At 71.6% G+C, this 15921-nt stretch carries 13 protein-coding genes; 7 read left to right on the plus strand and 6 right to left on the minus strand.

Going from position 1 to position 15921, the window contains the following annotated elements; translation table 11 throughout:
• Positions 1-127: 127 nt before the first annotated feature.
• Positions 128-1384 carry an acyltransferase family protein gene (locus VIW71_RS07880; RefSeq protein ID WP_331621297.1) on the minus strand — a complete coding sequence of 419 codons (1257 nt, stop codon included), beginning with the start codon at positions 1382-1384 and terminating at the stop codon, positions 128-130.
• A gap of 249 nt (positions 1385-1633) precedes the next feature.
• The gene (locus tag VIW71_RS07885; protein ID WP_331621298.1) at positions 1634-3115 is read right to left on the minus strand and encodes an LLM class flavin-dependent oxidoreductase; all 1482 of its coding nucleotides are present in this window, start codon (positions 3113-3115) and stop codon (positions 1634-1636) included.
• Between the two features lie 150 nt (positions 3116-3265).
• Between VIW71_RS07885 and VIW71_RS07890 the strand changes: the two genes are divergently transcribed.
• Both VIW71_RS07890 and VIW71_RS07895 read left to right on the plus strand, forming a co-directional pair.
• Positions 3266-3925, plus strand: a complete 660-nt coding sequence (locus VIW71_RS07890) for a TetR/AcrR family transcriptional regulator (RefSeq protein ID WP_331621299.1) — start codon at positions 3266-3268, stop codon at positions 3923-3925.
• A 491-nt stretch (positions 3926-4416) separates the two neighbouring features.
• The gene (locus tag VIW71_RS07895; RefSeq protein ID WP_331621300.1) at positions 4417-4977 is read left to right on the plus strand and encodes a cysteine hydrolase family protein; all 561 of its coding nucleotides are present in this window, start codon (positions 4417-4419) and stop codon (positions 4975-4977) included.
• Positions 4978-5143: 166 nt separating this feature from the next.
• On the opposite strand, the gene VIW71_RS07900 is transcribed toward VIW71_RS07895, so the two are convergent.
• From VIW71_RS07900 to VIW71_RS07910, 3 genes are all read right to left on the minus strand, one after another.
• On the minus strand, positions 5144-5587 hold the full coding sequence (locus tag VIW71_RS07900) for a hypothetical protein (RefSeq protein ID WP_331621301.1): 444 nt from the start codon (positions 5585-5587) through the stop codon (positions 5144-5146).
• Between the two features lie 128 nt (positions 5588-5715).
• Entirely contained in the window at positions 5716-6156 is a 441-nt protein-coding gene (locus VIW71_RS07905; protein WP_414720693.1) for a DUF2752 domain-containing protein, read from the minus strand.
• Positions 6149-6562, minus strand: coding sequence for a TM2 domain-containing protein (locus tag VIW71_RS07910; RefSeq protein WP_331621302.1), 414 nt, complete (start codon positions 6560-6562; stop codon positions 6149-6151). Before VIW71_RS07910 ends, VIW71_RS07905 begins: the two co-directional genes overlap by 8 nt.
• 780 nt (positions 6563-7342) lie before the next feature.
• Here VIW71_RS07910 and VIW71_RS07915 point away from each other — a divergent pair.
• From VIW71_RS07915 to VIW71_RS07935, 5 genes are all read left to right on the plus strand, one after another.
• Positions 7343-7888 (plus strand): hypothetical protein, encoded by a 546-nt coding sequence (locus tag VIW71_RS07915; protein ID WP_331621303.1) that lies wholly within the window; start codon positions 7343-7345, stop codon positions 7886-7888.
• Between the two features lie 127 nt (positions 7889-8015).
• Positions 8016-8669, plus strand: a complete 654-nt coding sequence (locus tag VIW71_RS07920) for a class F sortase (protein ID WP_331621304.1) — start codon at positions 8016-8018, stop codon at positions 8667-8669.
• A 104-nt stretch (positions 8670-8773) separates the two neighbouring features.
• Positions 8774-11257, plus strand: a complete 2484-nt coding sequence (locus VIW71_RS07925) for a SpoIIE family protein phosphatase (protein WP_331621305.1) — start codon at positions 8774-8776, stop codon at positions 11255-11257.
• 364 nt (positions 11258-11621) lie between these two features.
• Complete coding sequence (locus VIW71_RS07930) at positions 11622-13421, plus strand: serine/threonine-protein kinase (protein WP_331621306.1); 1800 nt, start codon at positions 11622-11624, stop codon at positions 13419-13421.
• A gap of 28 nt (positions 13422-13449) precedes the next feature.
• The gene (locus VIW71_RS07935) at positions 13450-14256 is read left to right on the plus strand and encodes a hypothetical protein (RefSeq protein ID WP_331621307.1); all 807 of its coding nucleotides are present in this window, start codon (positions 13450-13452) and stop codon (positions 14254-14256) included.
• Between the two features lie 494 nt (positions 14257-14750).
• Here the strand turns inward: VIW71_RS07935 and VIW71_RS07940 are convergent, their stop codons facing one another.
• Entirely contained in the window at positions 14751-15482 is a 732-nt protein-coding gene (locus tag VIW71_RS07940; protein WP_331621308.1) for a hypothetical protein, read from the minus strand.
• Positions 15483-15921: the final 439 nt, after the last annotated feature.

Consider the following 15921-nt stretch of genomic DNA (forward strand, 5'->3'; position numbering starts at 1 on the left):
CGTTGCGGCGTTCCCGGCTCTCGGCGGCCCGTGCCCCGACGGCCCACCGCACCGTCGGCACCGGCGGTCACGCCGAGGATCCGGACCTCCGGAGCCCGGCCCGGCGCGTGAGCACCGCTGTCGCGCCTCAGCCGTCGGACGCCACCCGCTGCCGCGGCACTCTGGCGGTCTGCGCCGACGCGGCTTTGCGCGGGCGCGACCACTTGCGGGTCAGCGGCCGTTCCACCAGGGCGTACAACGCCCAGGCGGCCAGCACCGACACGGCCAGTTCCAGCAGCATGATCCCGATCGTCGCCGGGACGCCGAACATCCGGGTGCCCAGCAGGGACCGGGTCTCGACCAGCACGATGTAGTGCAGGAGGTAGAAGGCGAAGGAGATCTCGCCGAGCCAGGTCATCGCGCGGTTGCGGAAGAGCGTGAACCGGCCCTCGTTGTCGGCGATGGCGGCGGCCGCGACGAGCAGCGCGGCGGGCACCGTGAACACCACGCGCACACCGTAGAAGTACGGGATGTGGAAGGCGGCCGCGTACGCGGCGACGAACAGCACGCCGGACCAGATCAGGCCGATGTTGCGCCACCGGCCGAGCATCACCGCCCGCGCCACCACGATGCCCAGCGCGAAGTCCACCACGCGGCTGACCGGGAAGATGTAGACGACCCACAGGTAATTGGCGGACTGCGCGGGCTCGTTGGGCACCCGGGCGGTGCCGAAGGACATGACCGAGTACGCGATCAGCGGGACGAAGCAGATGAGCCCGACCAGCCCCGCGAGCCAGAACTTCAGGTGCCGCGCGGGGATCCGCCGGGCGGCGTGGAACAGCAGCGGGAAGGCGAGGTAGAAGAAGAACTCGGCGGACAGCGACCAGCCCGGGACGTTCAGCGAGAAGAAGGTGTTCACGTCCGGCACCCACGACTGCAGCATGAAGAAGTCGACGACCACCCGCCACGTCGGGGTGCCGGACGCGCCGATCACCGTCATCCACAGCGCCCACGCCACCACGTAGTTCGGCACGACCTTGACGAAACGGCGGCGCCAGAACGACCTGGCCGTGTCGGCCGCCGGGGCGGACCAGGTCATGATGAACCCGCTGAGGATGAAGAAGAAGGTCACCGCCGGCGGGCCGGCCGGCGCGATCGTGCGGTAGAAGGCGTTTTCCACGCCGTCGTCGGCGAACAGCCGCAGGGTCGGGGCACCGAGCGCGGCGTGGAAGAGGAACACCCCCACAGCGAAGGGGAAGCGCAGACCGCTCAGGGAGTTCAGCCGGGCGGCCCTGGGGGCCGGGGCGGAGGCCGGGGCAGGGCCCGGCGAGGGAGCCGGCGTCGCCGGGGCGGGCGCCGGTGCCGCCGCGGTCACGGCCTCGCGGTCGGCGTTGTCGGGTGTCATGAGACCTGTTGCTCCTTCGGGTGCGTGCTGCTGGTATGCGCCTGTGGATGAGGCGGTACGGAGACACGTGCGGCCGATCGGAACGAACGCGGAGGGTGTGGCGGGGCCGCGGTGCGGGCGCGGGTCGTGCGCGGGTCGTGCGCGGATCGTGCGCGGATCGTGCGCGCCGGAAGGGCGGTACGGGAGCGGTGGGAACGCCGGTCTCCGTCGGCCGGCCACTCCTGATGCGGAACCGTCTGCCGGGCCGCCTCACCGCACGCGGGCAGTGAGGCGCCGTGGGGCCGGCGCGGGCGATTCCCGTTCAGGCAGGCGGATCTCCGCGAACGCCGGCAGGTGGCCGGTGCCGATCGGTGCTCCCGCGTATGTGTCCACATGACGGCATGTGGAGCTCTCCCCCGTGTGTCGCGTCTGCTCCGGTCGGTCCGTCGCGCCCGTGTGGCCTGGCGAGGTGAGGCGAAGCGAGTCACCGTCAGAAAGGCGCTGTCGGCGGGAATGACCGATTACCTGCAATATCGCGGCCTGCCCGGCGCGGTCACAACCCCGGTCGACCCCTGTTCCCGTGCGCGGAGCCGTGTCCTCCGGCCGCGCCGCAGTAGGGGTCACCCCGCCGCGGCCCTCCCCGCGGCCCGTCCACCTGGGTGACCCGCCACGACACCGGATCGGCCTGCCGCATCCGGAAACACGTCTGCGGGCGCCGCCGACCGTGACGCCGAGGGCCGACCGGACGGCCGGGGCGACCTCGGTGGCGTAACGGGTGATGGACTCCTCAACCAGGGCGCGCGGCAGCCCGCCCCAGTCGACGAGGCCCAGGACGCGGTCCACGCCGAGTACCTTCCGCGCCTCCAGGATCTTGGCGACGATCTCCTCCGAGGTGCCGATCATGAGCGCGTTGCCGGGGGCGATGCCGGCCATGAACTGCGGCTGGCTGACCATGAATCCCGATCCGCCGGGCCGCTTGGGCCGCAGGAACTCCCGGTAGTACGGGTAGACCTCCCGGGCGGCTGAGGAGCGCTCGGCCGCGAAGACGTGCGTGGCGATGCCGACGCTCAGCTTGTCGGCGTGACCGGCCTGCTCGCCGGCGGCGCGGTAGATGTCGACGGCGTGCCGGGCGTCGGCGATGGAGCCGCCGATCAGGCCGAGCATCATGGGCAACCCGAGGCGTCCGGCGCGCTGGGCGCTGCCCGGCGAGCCGCCCACGCCGAGCCACACCGGCAGCGGGTTCTGCTGGGCCCGGGGCGTGACCGCGGAGTCGGTGATGGGCGGACGGAAGCGGCCCTTCCAGCTCAGCCGCTCTTTCCGGCGCAACTGGAGCAGCAGGTCGAGCTTCTCCGCGAAGACCGCGTCGTACCCGGCCATGTCGACGCCGAAGAGCGCGAAGGGCTCCGCGAAGGCGCTGCGCCCGGCGACGATCTCGGCCCGGCCCTGGCTGATCAGGTCGAGGGTGGCGAAGTCCTGGTACACGCGGACGGGGTCGAGCACGCTGAGCACGGTGACCGCGCTGGCCAGCCGGATCGTGGAGGTGCGGGCGGCAATGGCGGACAGGACGACCGCCGGGGAGGAGACAGCGAAGTCCACGCTGTGGTGCTCGCCGAGCCCGAAGAGGTCCAGGCCGAGGCGTTCGGCGAGTTCGGCGTAGTCGAGGATGTCCGCGTGCCGCCGACCGGCCGGATACAACTGCCCTGTTTCCGGGACCAGTTGGGTGTCGCTCAACGACGCTATGCCGATCTCCACTGCACGGGCTCCTCGCGTGCGAAGGGGCGGCGGTCCGGCGGGTCGGGCGGTCCGGTCCGGACAAGCCGAGAGAAGTGGAAGAGGTCTTCCATTATATGCTCACCGTAGCATATCTGGAGAGGGTCTTCCGTTTCGCTTACAGTGGGGACCATGGACCAACCCACCGCCCGGACCGCCCTTGAGGAGGGCCGACCGCGTCGCGCGGACGCGCTGCGCAACCGCGCGCGGATTCTGGACGCGGCGGGCGAGGTCTTCGGCGAGGCAGGGCTGCTCGTGCCGATGAGCGAGGTCGCCCGGCGCGCCGGCGTGGGCATCGCGACGCTCGCCCGGAACTTCCCTACGCGGGACGCGCTCATCGCCGAGACGTTCGGGCCGTCGATGACGGCGTACGCCGACGCCGTGGAGGTGGCCCTCCGGGACCCCGACCCGTGGCACGGCTTCTGCGACTACGTCGAGACGGTGTGCCGCATGCAGGCCGAGGTGCGCGGCTTCACCCACGTGCTGACCACGTCGTTCCCCGCTGCCGAGGAGTTCGAGGCGGAGCGCGGGCGCGCGTACCGCGGCTTCGTGCGCCTGGTCAAGGCGGCCAAGACCGCCGGGCGCCTGCGGCCGGACTTCTCCCCGCACGACCTTCCCGTCATCCTCATGGCCAACGCGGGCGTGGTCGGCGCGACCCGCGACACCGCGCCCACCGCGTGGCGGCGGCACGTCGCCCTCGTGCTCCAGGCGTGCTCCGCCGACCACACCCGGCCCCTGCCCGCCCCGCCTCCGCCCGGCCAGATCCTCCAGGCCCTGCGCGGCGCGCATTGAGACGGAGGACTGACGCCCGAGCTCCTGGAGTGGGCGGCCGAGGGACGAGGCCACCCGCGGAGGGAGTGAGCAGGAAGTCCGGCTGAGAACGCTGTGGGGCTGACGTCCGGGCTCGCGGAGTGGGGGGCCGGGGGACGAGGCCACTCGGCTGCACGGTGTCGTCGCCGTTGATCGCGACGCCCGGCTCGATGAGATCCGCCGGGACGCCGCCCTCCAGGAACTGGTGCACGGCGGCTGCTCAAGGACGACAAGAAGGCGCGAACAGGGCTGTCCCACGGGCACTTTCGTCCGGTGGGGACGGTACGGCGGCCGTCGGCCGAAGTCGCGGCGCGCGCCACGCCGCACGGCGGCGTAGCCACCGGCGGGGGCGCGACGGCCGACGTCGCCTCCTGAGCCGGCCGTTGCCCCGCGGCCGGGGCAACGACTGTCAGTGTCAGTGGCCAGGTCTACCGTGCGTGGACACAGGAGCCCAGCCCGAGCAAGGGGAGACCATGACCACACTCGAGAACCGGCCGAACACCGCACTCCTCGTCGTCGACGTGCAGAACGGCGTCGTCGCGGGGGCTCACGAGCGCGACGCGGTCGTCGCCAACGTCGGCGGCCTCGTCGAGAAGGCGCGGCGGGAACGGGTCCCCGTTGTCTGGGTCCAGCACTCCGACGAGCAGCTTGTGCGGGGGAGCGACGACTGGCGGATCGTCCCCGAACTCGCTCCGTGCGACGCCGAACCGCTCGTCGAGAAGAACCACGGCGACTCCTTCGAGGACACCACCCTCGCGACCGTGCTGTCGGGCCTCGGAGTCGGGCGACTCGTCGTCGTCGGCGCACAGACCGATGCGTGCATCCGCTCGACGCTTCACGGCGCGTTCGTCAGGGGGTACGACGCGACCCTGGTCAGCGACGCCCACACGACGGAGGACCAGACGGCATGGGGGGCGCCGCCGCCGGACCAGGTCATCGCGCACACGAACCTGTACTGGACCTACCAGACGGCGCCGGGGCGGACGGCCGGGACGGTCGAGACCAAGGATGTCGACTTCGGCGGCACGTCCTGAGCCCTGTGCGGCCGAATCCTGTGCGGCCGAACCCTGTGTGACGCGGACGGGAACGCCTCGGGACGCACCGGGTCCAGAGCGTCGGGCTGACCGGACCGGTGCGGAGGTGGCGCGTCCCGGACGCCGAGGTGGGCGGGACGCGGTACCGGCGTCGCTGGATCGGCCGTCAACCCCGCCAGCCGCCGATGCCGTCCCAGCACGTGGAGATCTGGCTCAACGATATGTGCCTGACGTCGATGGCGCGGGAGGCCACGATCATCATCCAGACGTCCCCACCCTCCTTGTCCAGGAGGTGGCCGATGCGTCGGATCTCGACCGCGTCACGCAGGTACTCCTCGGGCGGTTCGCCGCTCAGGACGAGCCGATCGAGCTCCCGGGTGTCGGCCGACCTCGACTTCTGCTCCCTGGTCAGGCCGGAAGACCGAGCGTTCGCGGAGGCCATGAGCTCGGCCAACCGTCCGATGGTCTCATCGGTGCGCTGCAGCAACTCCACAGGGCTCGTGCCATCCATCGCCGCGGCCATGGCCTTGACCTCCTGCCACCACTCCTGCTTCCGCCGGGCGTGCAGCCGCCGTTCACGCTGTTCGCGCCAGTCACCCCACCAACCCACTGCCGAACCACCCCCACAGCGCGGTTCCACCGCGCGCCACCGGATCGTCTTCCCGCCCCGACCGTACCCGGATCCAGCCCGGTCCAGCGGTCCCCCGATCGCGGAAGTGGCGTCGAGCCGCACTCCGCTCAGCGCAGGTTCCGTAGCACCGTCCACACCACTGCGACCCCCACGAGCGCGTACTGCGCCCGTGCGCTCAGCACCGGCCGCCAGCGCCGCCCGCGCAGCCCCTCGACCAGCCAGCGCCCGCACATCCACAAGGCAGCGGGCGCGACGACGAACATCAGGGCGTTCTCGTGGAAGGCTCGCACCACGTCGCCGTGCAGCAGGTCGTACACCAGTCGGGTGCCGCCGCAGGCCGGGCAGAGCAGCCCTGTCGCCCAGTTGAACGGGCAGCGCGGCAGCCAGTGGCCGCCCTGGTGCGGGTCGGTGCCGTAGAGACAGCAGGAGGCGGCGACCCCGGCCACGAGGGCGGCCAGCGGCGCGGTGGCCGGATGCCGGAACAGCCCGCCCGGCCGACCCGCCCCCGAGGGCGAGCCGGCCGCAATCCGACGGAAACCGTCAGCCACGCAGGACACGGCCCTGCGCGTCGGTCTTGTCGTTGCCGGCCAGCAGCATGATGCCGTCGATCAGCGCCCAGATGCCGCAGCCGCCGCAGGTGAACAGCTGGCCCAGTGCCATGCCGGTGTGCCCGGTGTAGAAGCGCCCGACGCCGAAGCCTCCCAGCAGGAGCTGCAGCACCCCCGCGGTGACCTTCGACTTCTCCGAGTACGGGCGACCCATCGGGTCGTAGCCGTACGGGGCGTTGGGGTCGCCGGTGTAGGAGCCGGGCGGCGGCGGGTACGAGCCCTGCTGGGGGTAGCCGTACGTGGGCTGGCCGCCCTGCTGCGGGTAGCCGTACCCCGGCTGCTGGCCCTGGCCGTAAGGATTCTGCGGATCCTGCGGGTTCTGCGCGTACGGGTTCTGGTCGGACATCGTCCCCCCTGAAGTGCGGTGCTGGGCGTCTTTCGCCGGACATCCTTGCAGGCCCGACCGGTCCGCGTCCCGCTCCTCGGTCCGCTGAGGGGCGCTCAGCCCGTTGCCGGTGTGCTGGTCGGGCTGTGAACTCCGGTCACGAGGGCGGGGATCCGCTCCGGAACGAGTCCGGCCTGACGGACGGGACACCCTCTGGCCGACCGCCCTCTGACCGCCGTTTGACCGCCGCCGCCGAAGCGACTCGCCCCACTCCGCGGGCTGAAGCGGCGGCTGCGGCTGTCGCGGCCCGGGGCGGTGCACGGGCCGAGTACGCGCCGGCCGTGCCCGACGGGCGCCCGGCGCCCGGCGCCAGCCAAGGCCGGCAACCGGAGCGCCGGCCGTTCCGGCGAGCCCCGGCCGGCCCTCGCCCCCGCAGGGGCGGGAACCCGGCACGGCGAGGTCTCCGGGCCACTGCTCGCCGAGGCTTCCTGGCCGTCCCGCACTACCCGGTGTGGTCGCTCACCCTGATCGCGCTGTACGGGCGCGCCGTCCGAGCGCTGTTCCCGGTCCAGCGCCGACGCGCCCACCGGCGGGCCGAGGCGGCCCTCGTGCTCACTCGCCGGCGGAGGAGGGCATCACGTGACGTCGGCGGCGAGCACATGAGCCTGCGGTTCGCCATGACCACCTTCTCGTTTTGCGATGAATCATCCGATTGGCGGATATATGTCACTCCTCGGCGCGGGGAACCTCTGGTCGAAGGCCGGCGATCCCCATCGGCCTTGTGACGCGCGAGGAGGACGGATGTCCGCAGTGAGGACACACAAGGCGAAGACATGCGCGGCCGTGGCGGTGGTGGCCGCGGCCCTGACGGCGGTCACGGCGGGCCCGGCCCACGCGGGCGGGGCTCCTTCGGGGTCGGCGACACCGTTCACGGGCCGGACGGAGGGCGGGAGCCTCATCCTGAAGGACGGGGACATCGTCGCGTGCGCCGGCGTCGGCCAGCTCCAGGTGGCCCAGAGCGATGGCGTCATACGCGACACGGACGGCCCCGGCACGAAATTCACCACACCCGCCGGGACCCGGGTCGTGACCCTGAGAGAGGGGACCGTGAACGTGACCGTCCAAGGCATCACCGCCAAGGTCACCTGCGGCACGGAAGGGTTCCCCACCACAGCGGCGTTCGTGCCCGGCAGCAGCCTCAAGGGCGGGGTGAAGGCCGGCTCGGGCGGTTCTCTGACCGGCGTGAACATGGCTGAGACCCTCGGCGGGGGCGCGCTCGTGGCGGCCGGACTCCTGGGCGTGGGTCTGCTGCGCCGCCGCCGTACCACCGCCGGTACCGGGATCTGACCCGGTACCCGACCGGTGGCCGTGTGCCTCCCGACCGAGGGCACGGCCACCCGTGGCCGTGGGGCGCCCGCGGCGCCGCGCTCCCACGATCCCACCCACCAGGCCGAACACCGCGGAGGGCGCAGACATGCACGGACGACGACCCCCGCGCGCGACGCGGGCCGGACTGGCCGCGGCGGTGGCCGCCCTCGGGATCGGCGGCTGGATGACCTACGACGGCGTCCGCGTCCAGACCCCGCCCCGCCCCTCCGTCGCCGACGCGCTGACCGCACGGCCCGGCTCCGCACACTCCACCTCCGGGCCCGACGCCACCGCCATGACCTTCTCGCCGCCTGTACGCATCCGTATTCCGAGCATCGGTGTCGACGCGCCGGTCGTGGCCCTGGGAGCGGACACCGCCGGACACCTGCGGGTACCGCCCGAGGACGACCGGAACCTGGCCGGCTGGTACAGGGACGGCGCGAGTCCCGGCGCCGCCGGGAACGCGGTCATGGACGGTCACGTCGACACGCCGCGGGGTCGAGCCGTCTTCTACGGCCTGGGCGCTCTGCACAAGGGCGCGACCGTCTCCGTGACGCGGGCCGACCGCAGCACGGCGGAGTTCTCGGTGTACGGCATCGAGGTCTACGCCAAGGACGCCTTCCCCGACGAGCGGGTGTACGGCCCCACGAGCAAACCCGAACTGCGCCTCCTCACGTGCGGGGGCGGCCACACCAAGGCCACCGGCTACCTGGGCAACGTCGTGGTCTACGCCCGCCTGGTCAAAAGCCTCCGGCCATGAGGCATGAAAACCACCGGCTCCCGCGAGAACCTTCCCCGTGACCCGTACCTCACGCTGGGTTGCCGTATTCACGCGGATGGGTTGATACTGCGCATACTGGTCACGTGGGCAGTGTGACCGTCGATGAGACGGCGGAGCGCGAGGACCTGCTGGCAGCGGCCGTCGTCAAGGCCGTCCAGGGGGCCGGTGCGCACGCCGGGAGCGTCTTTCTCCGCTCCCGCGACCGCCGTTCGATCGTGCTCGCCGCGACCTGCGGGATGCCACCCTCCCTCTTGGGCGGCTGGAATCTCATTCCGGTAGGCAGTCCCATTCCGGTCGCCGCGGCCTACAGCTCCGGGCGCACGATCCACCTGGCTGACGCTGACGAGACGGTCCGCAGGTATCCCCAGCTCGCGGTGGCTCTGCCGTACGCATTCGGCTCCTGCTCGGTACCGGTGGGCAGGGGTGGGGAGATGTTCGGGGCGCTGGCGGTCGTGTGGACGGCACCTCCAGGAAGCGACGGGCTGTCCAGGGCCCAGCGCCGCCATCTGCGGGTGATCGCCAACCGGCTCGGCGCCTCCTTGGCCGCTCTCCGCGCCCGTACGGGCCGTCCCGTCGAGTGCGATCCGCAGACGGTTCCCGTCGAGACCCCGGTCCCCTCCGCACTGGCCGTGCGGCTCGGGTTGTTCGACTGGGATCTTGTCACGGGGACGCTCACCGTGGACGACGAGTTCTGTGCGATCTTCGGTCTCGATCCCAGCGCCTTCGACGGAAGGCCGGAAAAGCTCGCTTGCCGACTCCACCCCGGCGACCTCGCGGCTTTCCGTGCCGCGCCCCGCGTGGCGGCCGCAGAGGGCCAGATCATGGCGCGGCACCTGCGGGTACGAGGCGTCGGGGGTGGCGGAGACGGCTATCGTACGGTCGATTTGTGGGGGCGCGTACCGGAGGTCGGCGACGAGCGGGCGCGCACCCACATGGTCGGCGCGGTCGTCGACGAGCGGGTCGGCAGCGCGTGTGTCGCCGCGGTCGAGAGGCTGCGGGAAGGGCTGTTCTCCCTCACTCCGGACGGACGGGTCACCTACGCCAACGGCAGCCTTGAGCAATTGGTGGGCGTACGGGGCGAGGTGCTGCTCGGGCGGTGTCTCTGGGACGTCCTGCCGTGGTTGTCCGATCCTGCTTTCGAGGACCGGCACCGGTCCGTGATGATCTCGCAGATGCCGGACTCCTTCTTCATCCGCCGCCCGCCCGACCAGTGGCTCTCTTTCTCCCTCCATCCGGACGCGGCCGGCGTGACCGGCACGGCGGTTTCCGTGGGACGGCCTCCATCGGTCGAAGCGGCACCCGCAGAGCCGGCCTCGACCGTGCCTCCCGCCGCCGCACCGGAACGGCTGGGCGTGATGTACCACGTACTGCAGTTGGGCAGCGCACTGACCGAGGCGGTCACCGCCCGGGAAGTCTGCGACGTCGTCGCCGACCAGCTCCTCCCGGCCTTCGGCGGCCAGCAGCTGGCGATCTACGTGGTCCGTGAGGGCACGATGCACCTGCTCTTCCACACCGGCCACCACAAGAGTTTCCTCGACTGGCTGGAGGGCAATCCACTCCATGCCGACCTGCCCGGTACGGAGGCCCTGACCTCCGGCGTCCCCCTGTTCATCGAGTCGCAGCAGGCTCTCTCCCGGGGCTACCCGGACATTCCCGTCGGTGAGGCGAGGTCCTGGGCGTACCTGCCGCTGATCGCCTCCAGCCGCCCTGTCGGCACCTGCGTTCTCGGCTTCGACGAGATCCACATGTTCACGGCGAAGGACCGTAGCGTCCTCACCGCGCTCGCCGGGTTGATCGGCCAGGCCCTGGAACGAGCGCGGCTCTACGATTCGGAGTTCGCTCTCGCCCGCGGCCTTCAGCAGGCGCTGCTGCCGCACCGGCTGCCCGTACTCCCGGACATCCGCACCATGGCCCGCTACCTGCCCGGCACGAGTGAGATGGACATCGGCGGCGACTGGTACGACGTCATCCCCACCGAGAGCGGCGTATCCCTGGTCATCGGAGACGTCGAGGGACACAGCATCGCCGCCGCGGCCACCATGGCCCAGTTGCGCAGCGCTGTACGGGCCTTCGCCGCGGTGGGCCACATGCCCGGCGACGTGTTGGCGGGCGCCAATCACACTCTCATCGACCTCAACTCCGGGCTGCTGGCCAGCTGCTGCTACATCCGCCTCGAGCGCGGCAGTGGCCGCGCGCTCGCCGCCCGCGCCGGCCACCCCCCGCCACTGCTGCGTCGTCCCGACGGAACGACCGATGTCCTGGACCTGAGGGTCGGCCCGCTCCTCGGCGTGGACCACGCCAGCCAGTATCCGCAGACCCCGATCGACCTCCAGCCGGGCTCCATCCTCGCCCTCTACACGGACGGCCTGGTCGAGGAGCGCGGCACCGACATCGGCGTGGGCATCGACCAGCTGCGGGCGTACATGGCCCACACCTCCGCGGACTCCTTGAGTGAACTCGCGGACCGGATCCTGCACCATGCCCGGCGCTCCGCCCAGCGCGCCGACGACATCGCCCTGCTGCTCACCGAATACGGCCGGGACACGGCAACCCGAAGTGAGTCCTGACGGTTCAACCGACCCCGCGCCCAGCGAGTCCCGATCTGGTGCGGACGTGGCGCGCCCCGCCTGACGCCCGCTCGCCCCACCGTTCGGGGACCGGCACGACGCCGTGCCGACCCCCGAACGCTACCCGCGGTCCGCGGAGTCGCAGCCCGGCGGCGCCCATGATGCGAGGTTTGCTACGGTGTGCTCCTCGATAGCACAAAAGGGCTCGGCGCCGTGGCCGGGCGGTGCCGTGGAACCCCGGCGGCAGTAATGTGCGTCGACGCCTACGAGCACGTGGAAGCGTGGCGACGGCTCCCCCCGGACGGATGAGGGTGTGCGGGCGAGGGAGGAGGGCCGTCGAGGTTCGTGAGAGGGACGGCACACGATGGACGACAACGGCGGCTCGGGCAGACCCGCGGACGGCAGGCCGGGTGAGGGCGGCGGCGGGCAGTGGGTGGTGCCCGGCTACACGCATGAACGAATGCTCGGTTCGGGCGCGTCCGGGCTGGTGGTGCTGGCCAGGCACGACGCGACGGGCACGGCGGTGGCCATCAAGTACCTGGCTGGGCCGCTCGATCGGGACCCCCGTTTCCGGGCGGCGTTCCGGGGCGAGGCCCAGTTGCTGGGCGACCTCGAATCCCCGTACATCGCCCGCTTCTACGAGTACGTCGAGGACGGCCCGGACGCGGCCATCGTGATGGAACTGGTCGACGGCGTCGCGCTGCGCACGCTGCTGCGCCAGGAGGGCGCGACGGACCCGGAACCGGCCCTCACCGTCCTCAAGGGTTCATTGCTGGGCCTGGCCGCCGCACATGCCGCAGGCGTCGTCCACCGCGACTACAAGCCCGCGAACGTCCTGGTCACCGCCGACGGCCGGTCCAAGCTGGTGGACTTCGGCGTCGCGGTGCGCAGCGGCGAAAGCGGCGGCGTCGCGGGGACGCCCTCGTACATGGCCCCGGAGCAGTGGGCGGGCGGTCCGGCCACACCGGCCACGGATGTCTACGCGGCCACCGCCACGTTCTATGAGTGCCTCACCGGCACCAAGCCCTACTCCGGTTCGACCATGTTCGAGCTGGCCGTACAGCACGCCGAGGCACCCGTACCCAACGAGCAGGTGCCGGAGCCGGTACGCTCCCTGATCAGCCGCGGCCTGGGCAAGACCCCGCAGGAACGCCCGCAGAGCGCGGCCGAGTTCGTCGCCGAACTGCAGGCGGTGGCCTCCGCCGCGTACGGGGAGGACTGGGAGGAGCGCGGGCAGCGCAAACTCGCAGCCCTCGTCGCCCTGCTGGCGCTGCTGCTGCCGTCCGCCGCCGGCGGTGCGTCAGGCGCCACGGCGCTGGCCCACACCCGGCTCGGCCAGGGACCGGGTGGTCTCGCCGAAGGCGGGGCCGCGGCGGGCGCCTTTGCGCCGCACGGCGCGGCCCGCCGGCCGCGTTTCGGGCGGCGCGGCAAACTTCTGGTGGGCGCGGTCGCCGCCGTACTGATCTCCGCCGGGCTCACGGTGACGGCGGTGGCGACCGGCGGCAGCGGATCCGCCCCCGACGGCGCTGCCACGACCCCCTCGGCCCTGACCTCACTGGCCGCGGGGCCGCCCGTCGCCCCCGCGGCCGGGCCCTCGACCGGCAGTTCCCTGTCGGCGTCCCCCTCCCCCTCCGCGACACCGAGCGCCTCGCCGACCGGCACACCGACGACGGCCACGCCGACCACCACGGCCGCCGGCACCACGGCCGCCGGCACCACGGCCCCACCCCCACCCGCACCTACCCCCACCGGCAGTCCCGCGGTGACCACCACGACCACCACCACCGCGGTACCGACGACTTCCACTCCGCCGCAGCCCCTGCACGTGATCTCGGTGTCCATCCCTCGGTTCAGCTGCAGCGGGAAGAGCGGCTACACCGCCCTCGGAACGGTCACCGTACAAAGCGACGGGGCCGCGGCGGGCACGCTGACCCTCTCCTGGTTCCACGGCATCACCAAGGGTCCGCGGGGCTCCGTGACGGTGGCCACCGAGTCCGTGCCGCTCGCCGAGGGGCAGCAGTCGTTCACGGGCACGTACTCCCACGACTTCGGAGGCTCGGACACCTACCCGTACTGGGGTCTTTCCGTCTCCACGGACCCGGCCGCGGACTCGGGGAACGGTTCCTACCAGGTGGTCGCCGCCTGCGGCCCCGTCATCTTCTGATCCCCGCCATCCGCCAGGGAAGACGCCCATGCCGAACCACCACGACCCCCGCCTGCACTTCGCCGGCCGGCCCGACCGGCCCGACGAGCCCACCGCACCGCACGACACCACGTTCCGGCTGGGCGGCCCCGACACGGACGACGGCGAGCCGACCCGCGCGACCGTACTCGACCCCGATCCGTGGTCCAGCGAGGTCCCGTACACCGCCGGACCACCTGTGCCCGTGCCGGACGACACCGTCCTGCAGCCGTCGGATCACGGCGCCGAACGTCCCTCCGACGAAGCGCCCGCCGGCACCCTGCACACCGGTGGGCTGCGCCGGTTCGGCCCCGGCGTGCCCGGCCCGGACACGTCCGCGGGGACCGCGCAGACCGCCGCCGTCTGGCACGGCACCGTGCGGCCGGGCGACCCGGTGGTCCCGGCAGGCGAGGGCAAGCGCCGCCGAGGGGTGCTGCGCGGCTGGCTGCTCCCGGTCGTGGTGCTGCTCGGGGTGCTGGCGTACCTGGCCTGGCAGCGCTTCCCCTCGCCGGTGAAGGTCGACGGCGTGGCGGTCCGCAACGACACCGCCGTCCAGGGTTGCCACAGCACGGCGAAGGTCATCGGGACCCTGCGTACCAGCGGCGGCGCCGGAACGGTCCGCTACCGCTGGCGGCGCAGTGACGGGACGGTGTCCGACGAGCTGAAGCAGCGCGTGGCCAAGGGCCGCCGCGGCACCGATGTGGTCCTGCTGTGGACGTTCGACGGTCCCGGCTCCCTCACCGCCACCGCCACCCTTGAGGTGCTCGGACCGCAGCATCGCTCGGCGTCCACCACGTTCCCGTACCGGTGCCACTGACAACCCGGGTGCAGGACCTGGCGCTGCTCGTGCGGGCGAGGTCGCGGCCCGGCTCGACGCCGCGTGCGCGCCGGCTGTTCCCGGAGTCGGCGGCGTGTGACGGGGCCCGGGAGCGGTATCCAGCTTCCCGGGCCCCTTTTTTGCCACCCAATTGCGCACACCGGCGGCGTTTAAGAGCAGCGGATCATTCTGAGATCGACGTGTTCTACCTTTGAACTACCGTGCCACGAGGAGAGGCACAGACGGGACTTGAACCCGCATCCGTCGATGATCGTCCGCGCTCGGTCGATCCGGTGTTCGGCGGCGAATACTGAGGCTGGAGCGAGAATCTGAGATTCACGAGGCCGCCTCTTCCAGGCTTGGGCCACCCCGGCGCGTGGTGCCGGGGGAGGGATTCGAACCCCCAACTGATACCTCTTGGTCAGCTTCAACGTCAGTTTCAGCTTGCGCTCTTCGCGCACCCCCCCCCGCTCGCACGGGGGGCGATCATGAGGCTACCGGAACAGGTAGCCGAATACCGCGTCGCCCACCCGCTGATCGGTGACCTCGACGCTGTTGGCCTCCTCACGGGCGAACTTCACGGCCTGCTGCAGCTTTTCGACGCGGCCGAGCAGGTCGTTCACTCGCCGGGCGGGTAGCGCGCCGGAGAACTTCACCGTGGTCCAGTACCCCACCGGGATGTCCTCGTAGTACACCTCCACCTGCGCCGGATGCCTCTCCGTGGCCTCGGCCTTCACGTGGTTGCGCGGGACCTTCTTGGTGCGGATGGTGCGTACGGGGTCGGTCTTCCAGGAGTCCGTCGACGGATCGAGGTTCCAGGACTCGGAAGCGTCCAGGACAGGGAGCTTGCGTACGAACGTGTGCAGATCGGTGAGCTGCTTCTCCAGGAAGAGCAGGTACGGGACCGGCACCTGGGCCAGCAGCACGGTGCCATCCACGACGACGTCGGCGCTGGCGGTGCGGTTCGCCCAGTCCTTGGTCGCCGTCACGTCGAAGAGCCGGGTGAGAGTCGCCGCGGTCGTCCCCAGAACGTCCTCGGCCTTCACCTGAACCCGGGTGGACTCCGGCGGCAGCTGCTCGCCCTCCTCGTCCTTGGGCTGGTACGTCCGAGAAATGCCCGCCAGCAAAGCCGGCTTCTGAAGGTCATGGTGAGCCTGAGTCAGCTCTTGGAGCGACGTGGACTTTACGCCCTTTTCGACGGCGATTATCTGATTCAGCTTCGGCACAACGGGAAAGTACCAGCCCCTCCACGTCCGTGCATCCTCATTAGCCTCGATCTTTCGTGACGGCCCGTCGGTTTCTCCGGCGGGCCGTTTTGTGATGTACGTCAGCCCGGAGGCACTCGTCGGTTCTGCCTGGAACGCGGACGCGGCTCCCACCCCGGCTCCTTGTTGTGGGGCCGCTACTGACCGCGCACGCAGGGTGATTGCGTCAGATCTCCTGAGCGCGGGAAGGCTACGATGCCTCCGCCGAAGCAACGGCGCTGCGGAAACCCGAACGCCCGCCCCGGAGGGAACCCGTCCTATGTCGCAACCGCACGTCAGCAAGGACACTCGCCTCTGCATGTCGCTGGCGGCCAGGCCCGGCAACTTCGGGACCCGGTTCCACAACTTCCTCTACCGGGAACTCGGGCTGGACTTCCTCTACAAGGCCTTCACCACGACC

The organism is Streptomyces sp. (assembly GCF_036524955.1).
In the GTDB taxonomy this organism is placed as follows: Bacteria; Actinomycetota; Actinomycetes; order Streptomycetales; family Streptomycetaceae; genus Actinacidiphila.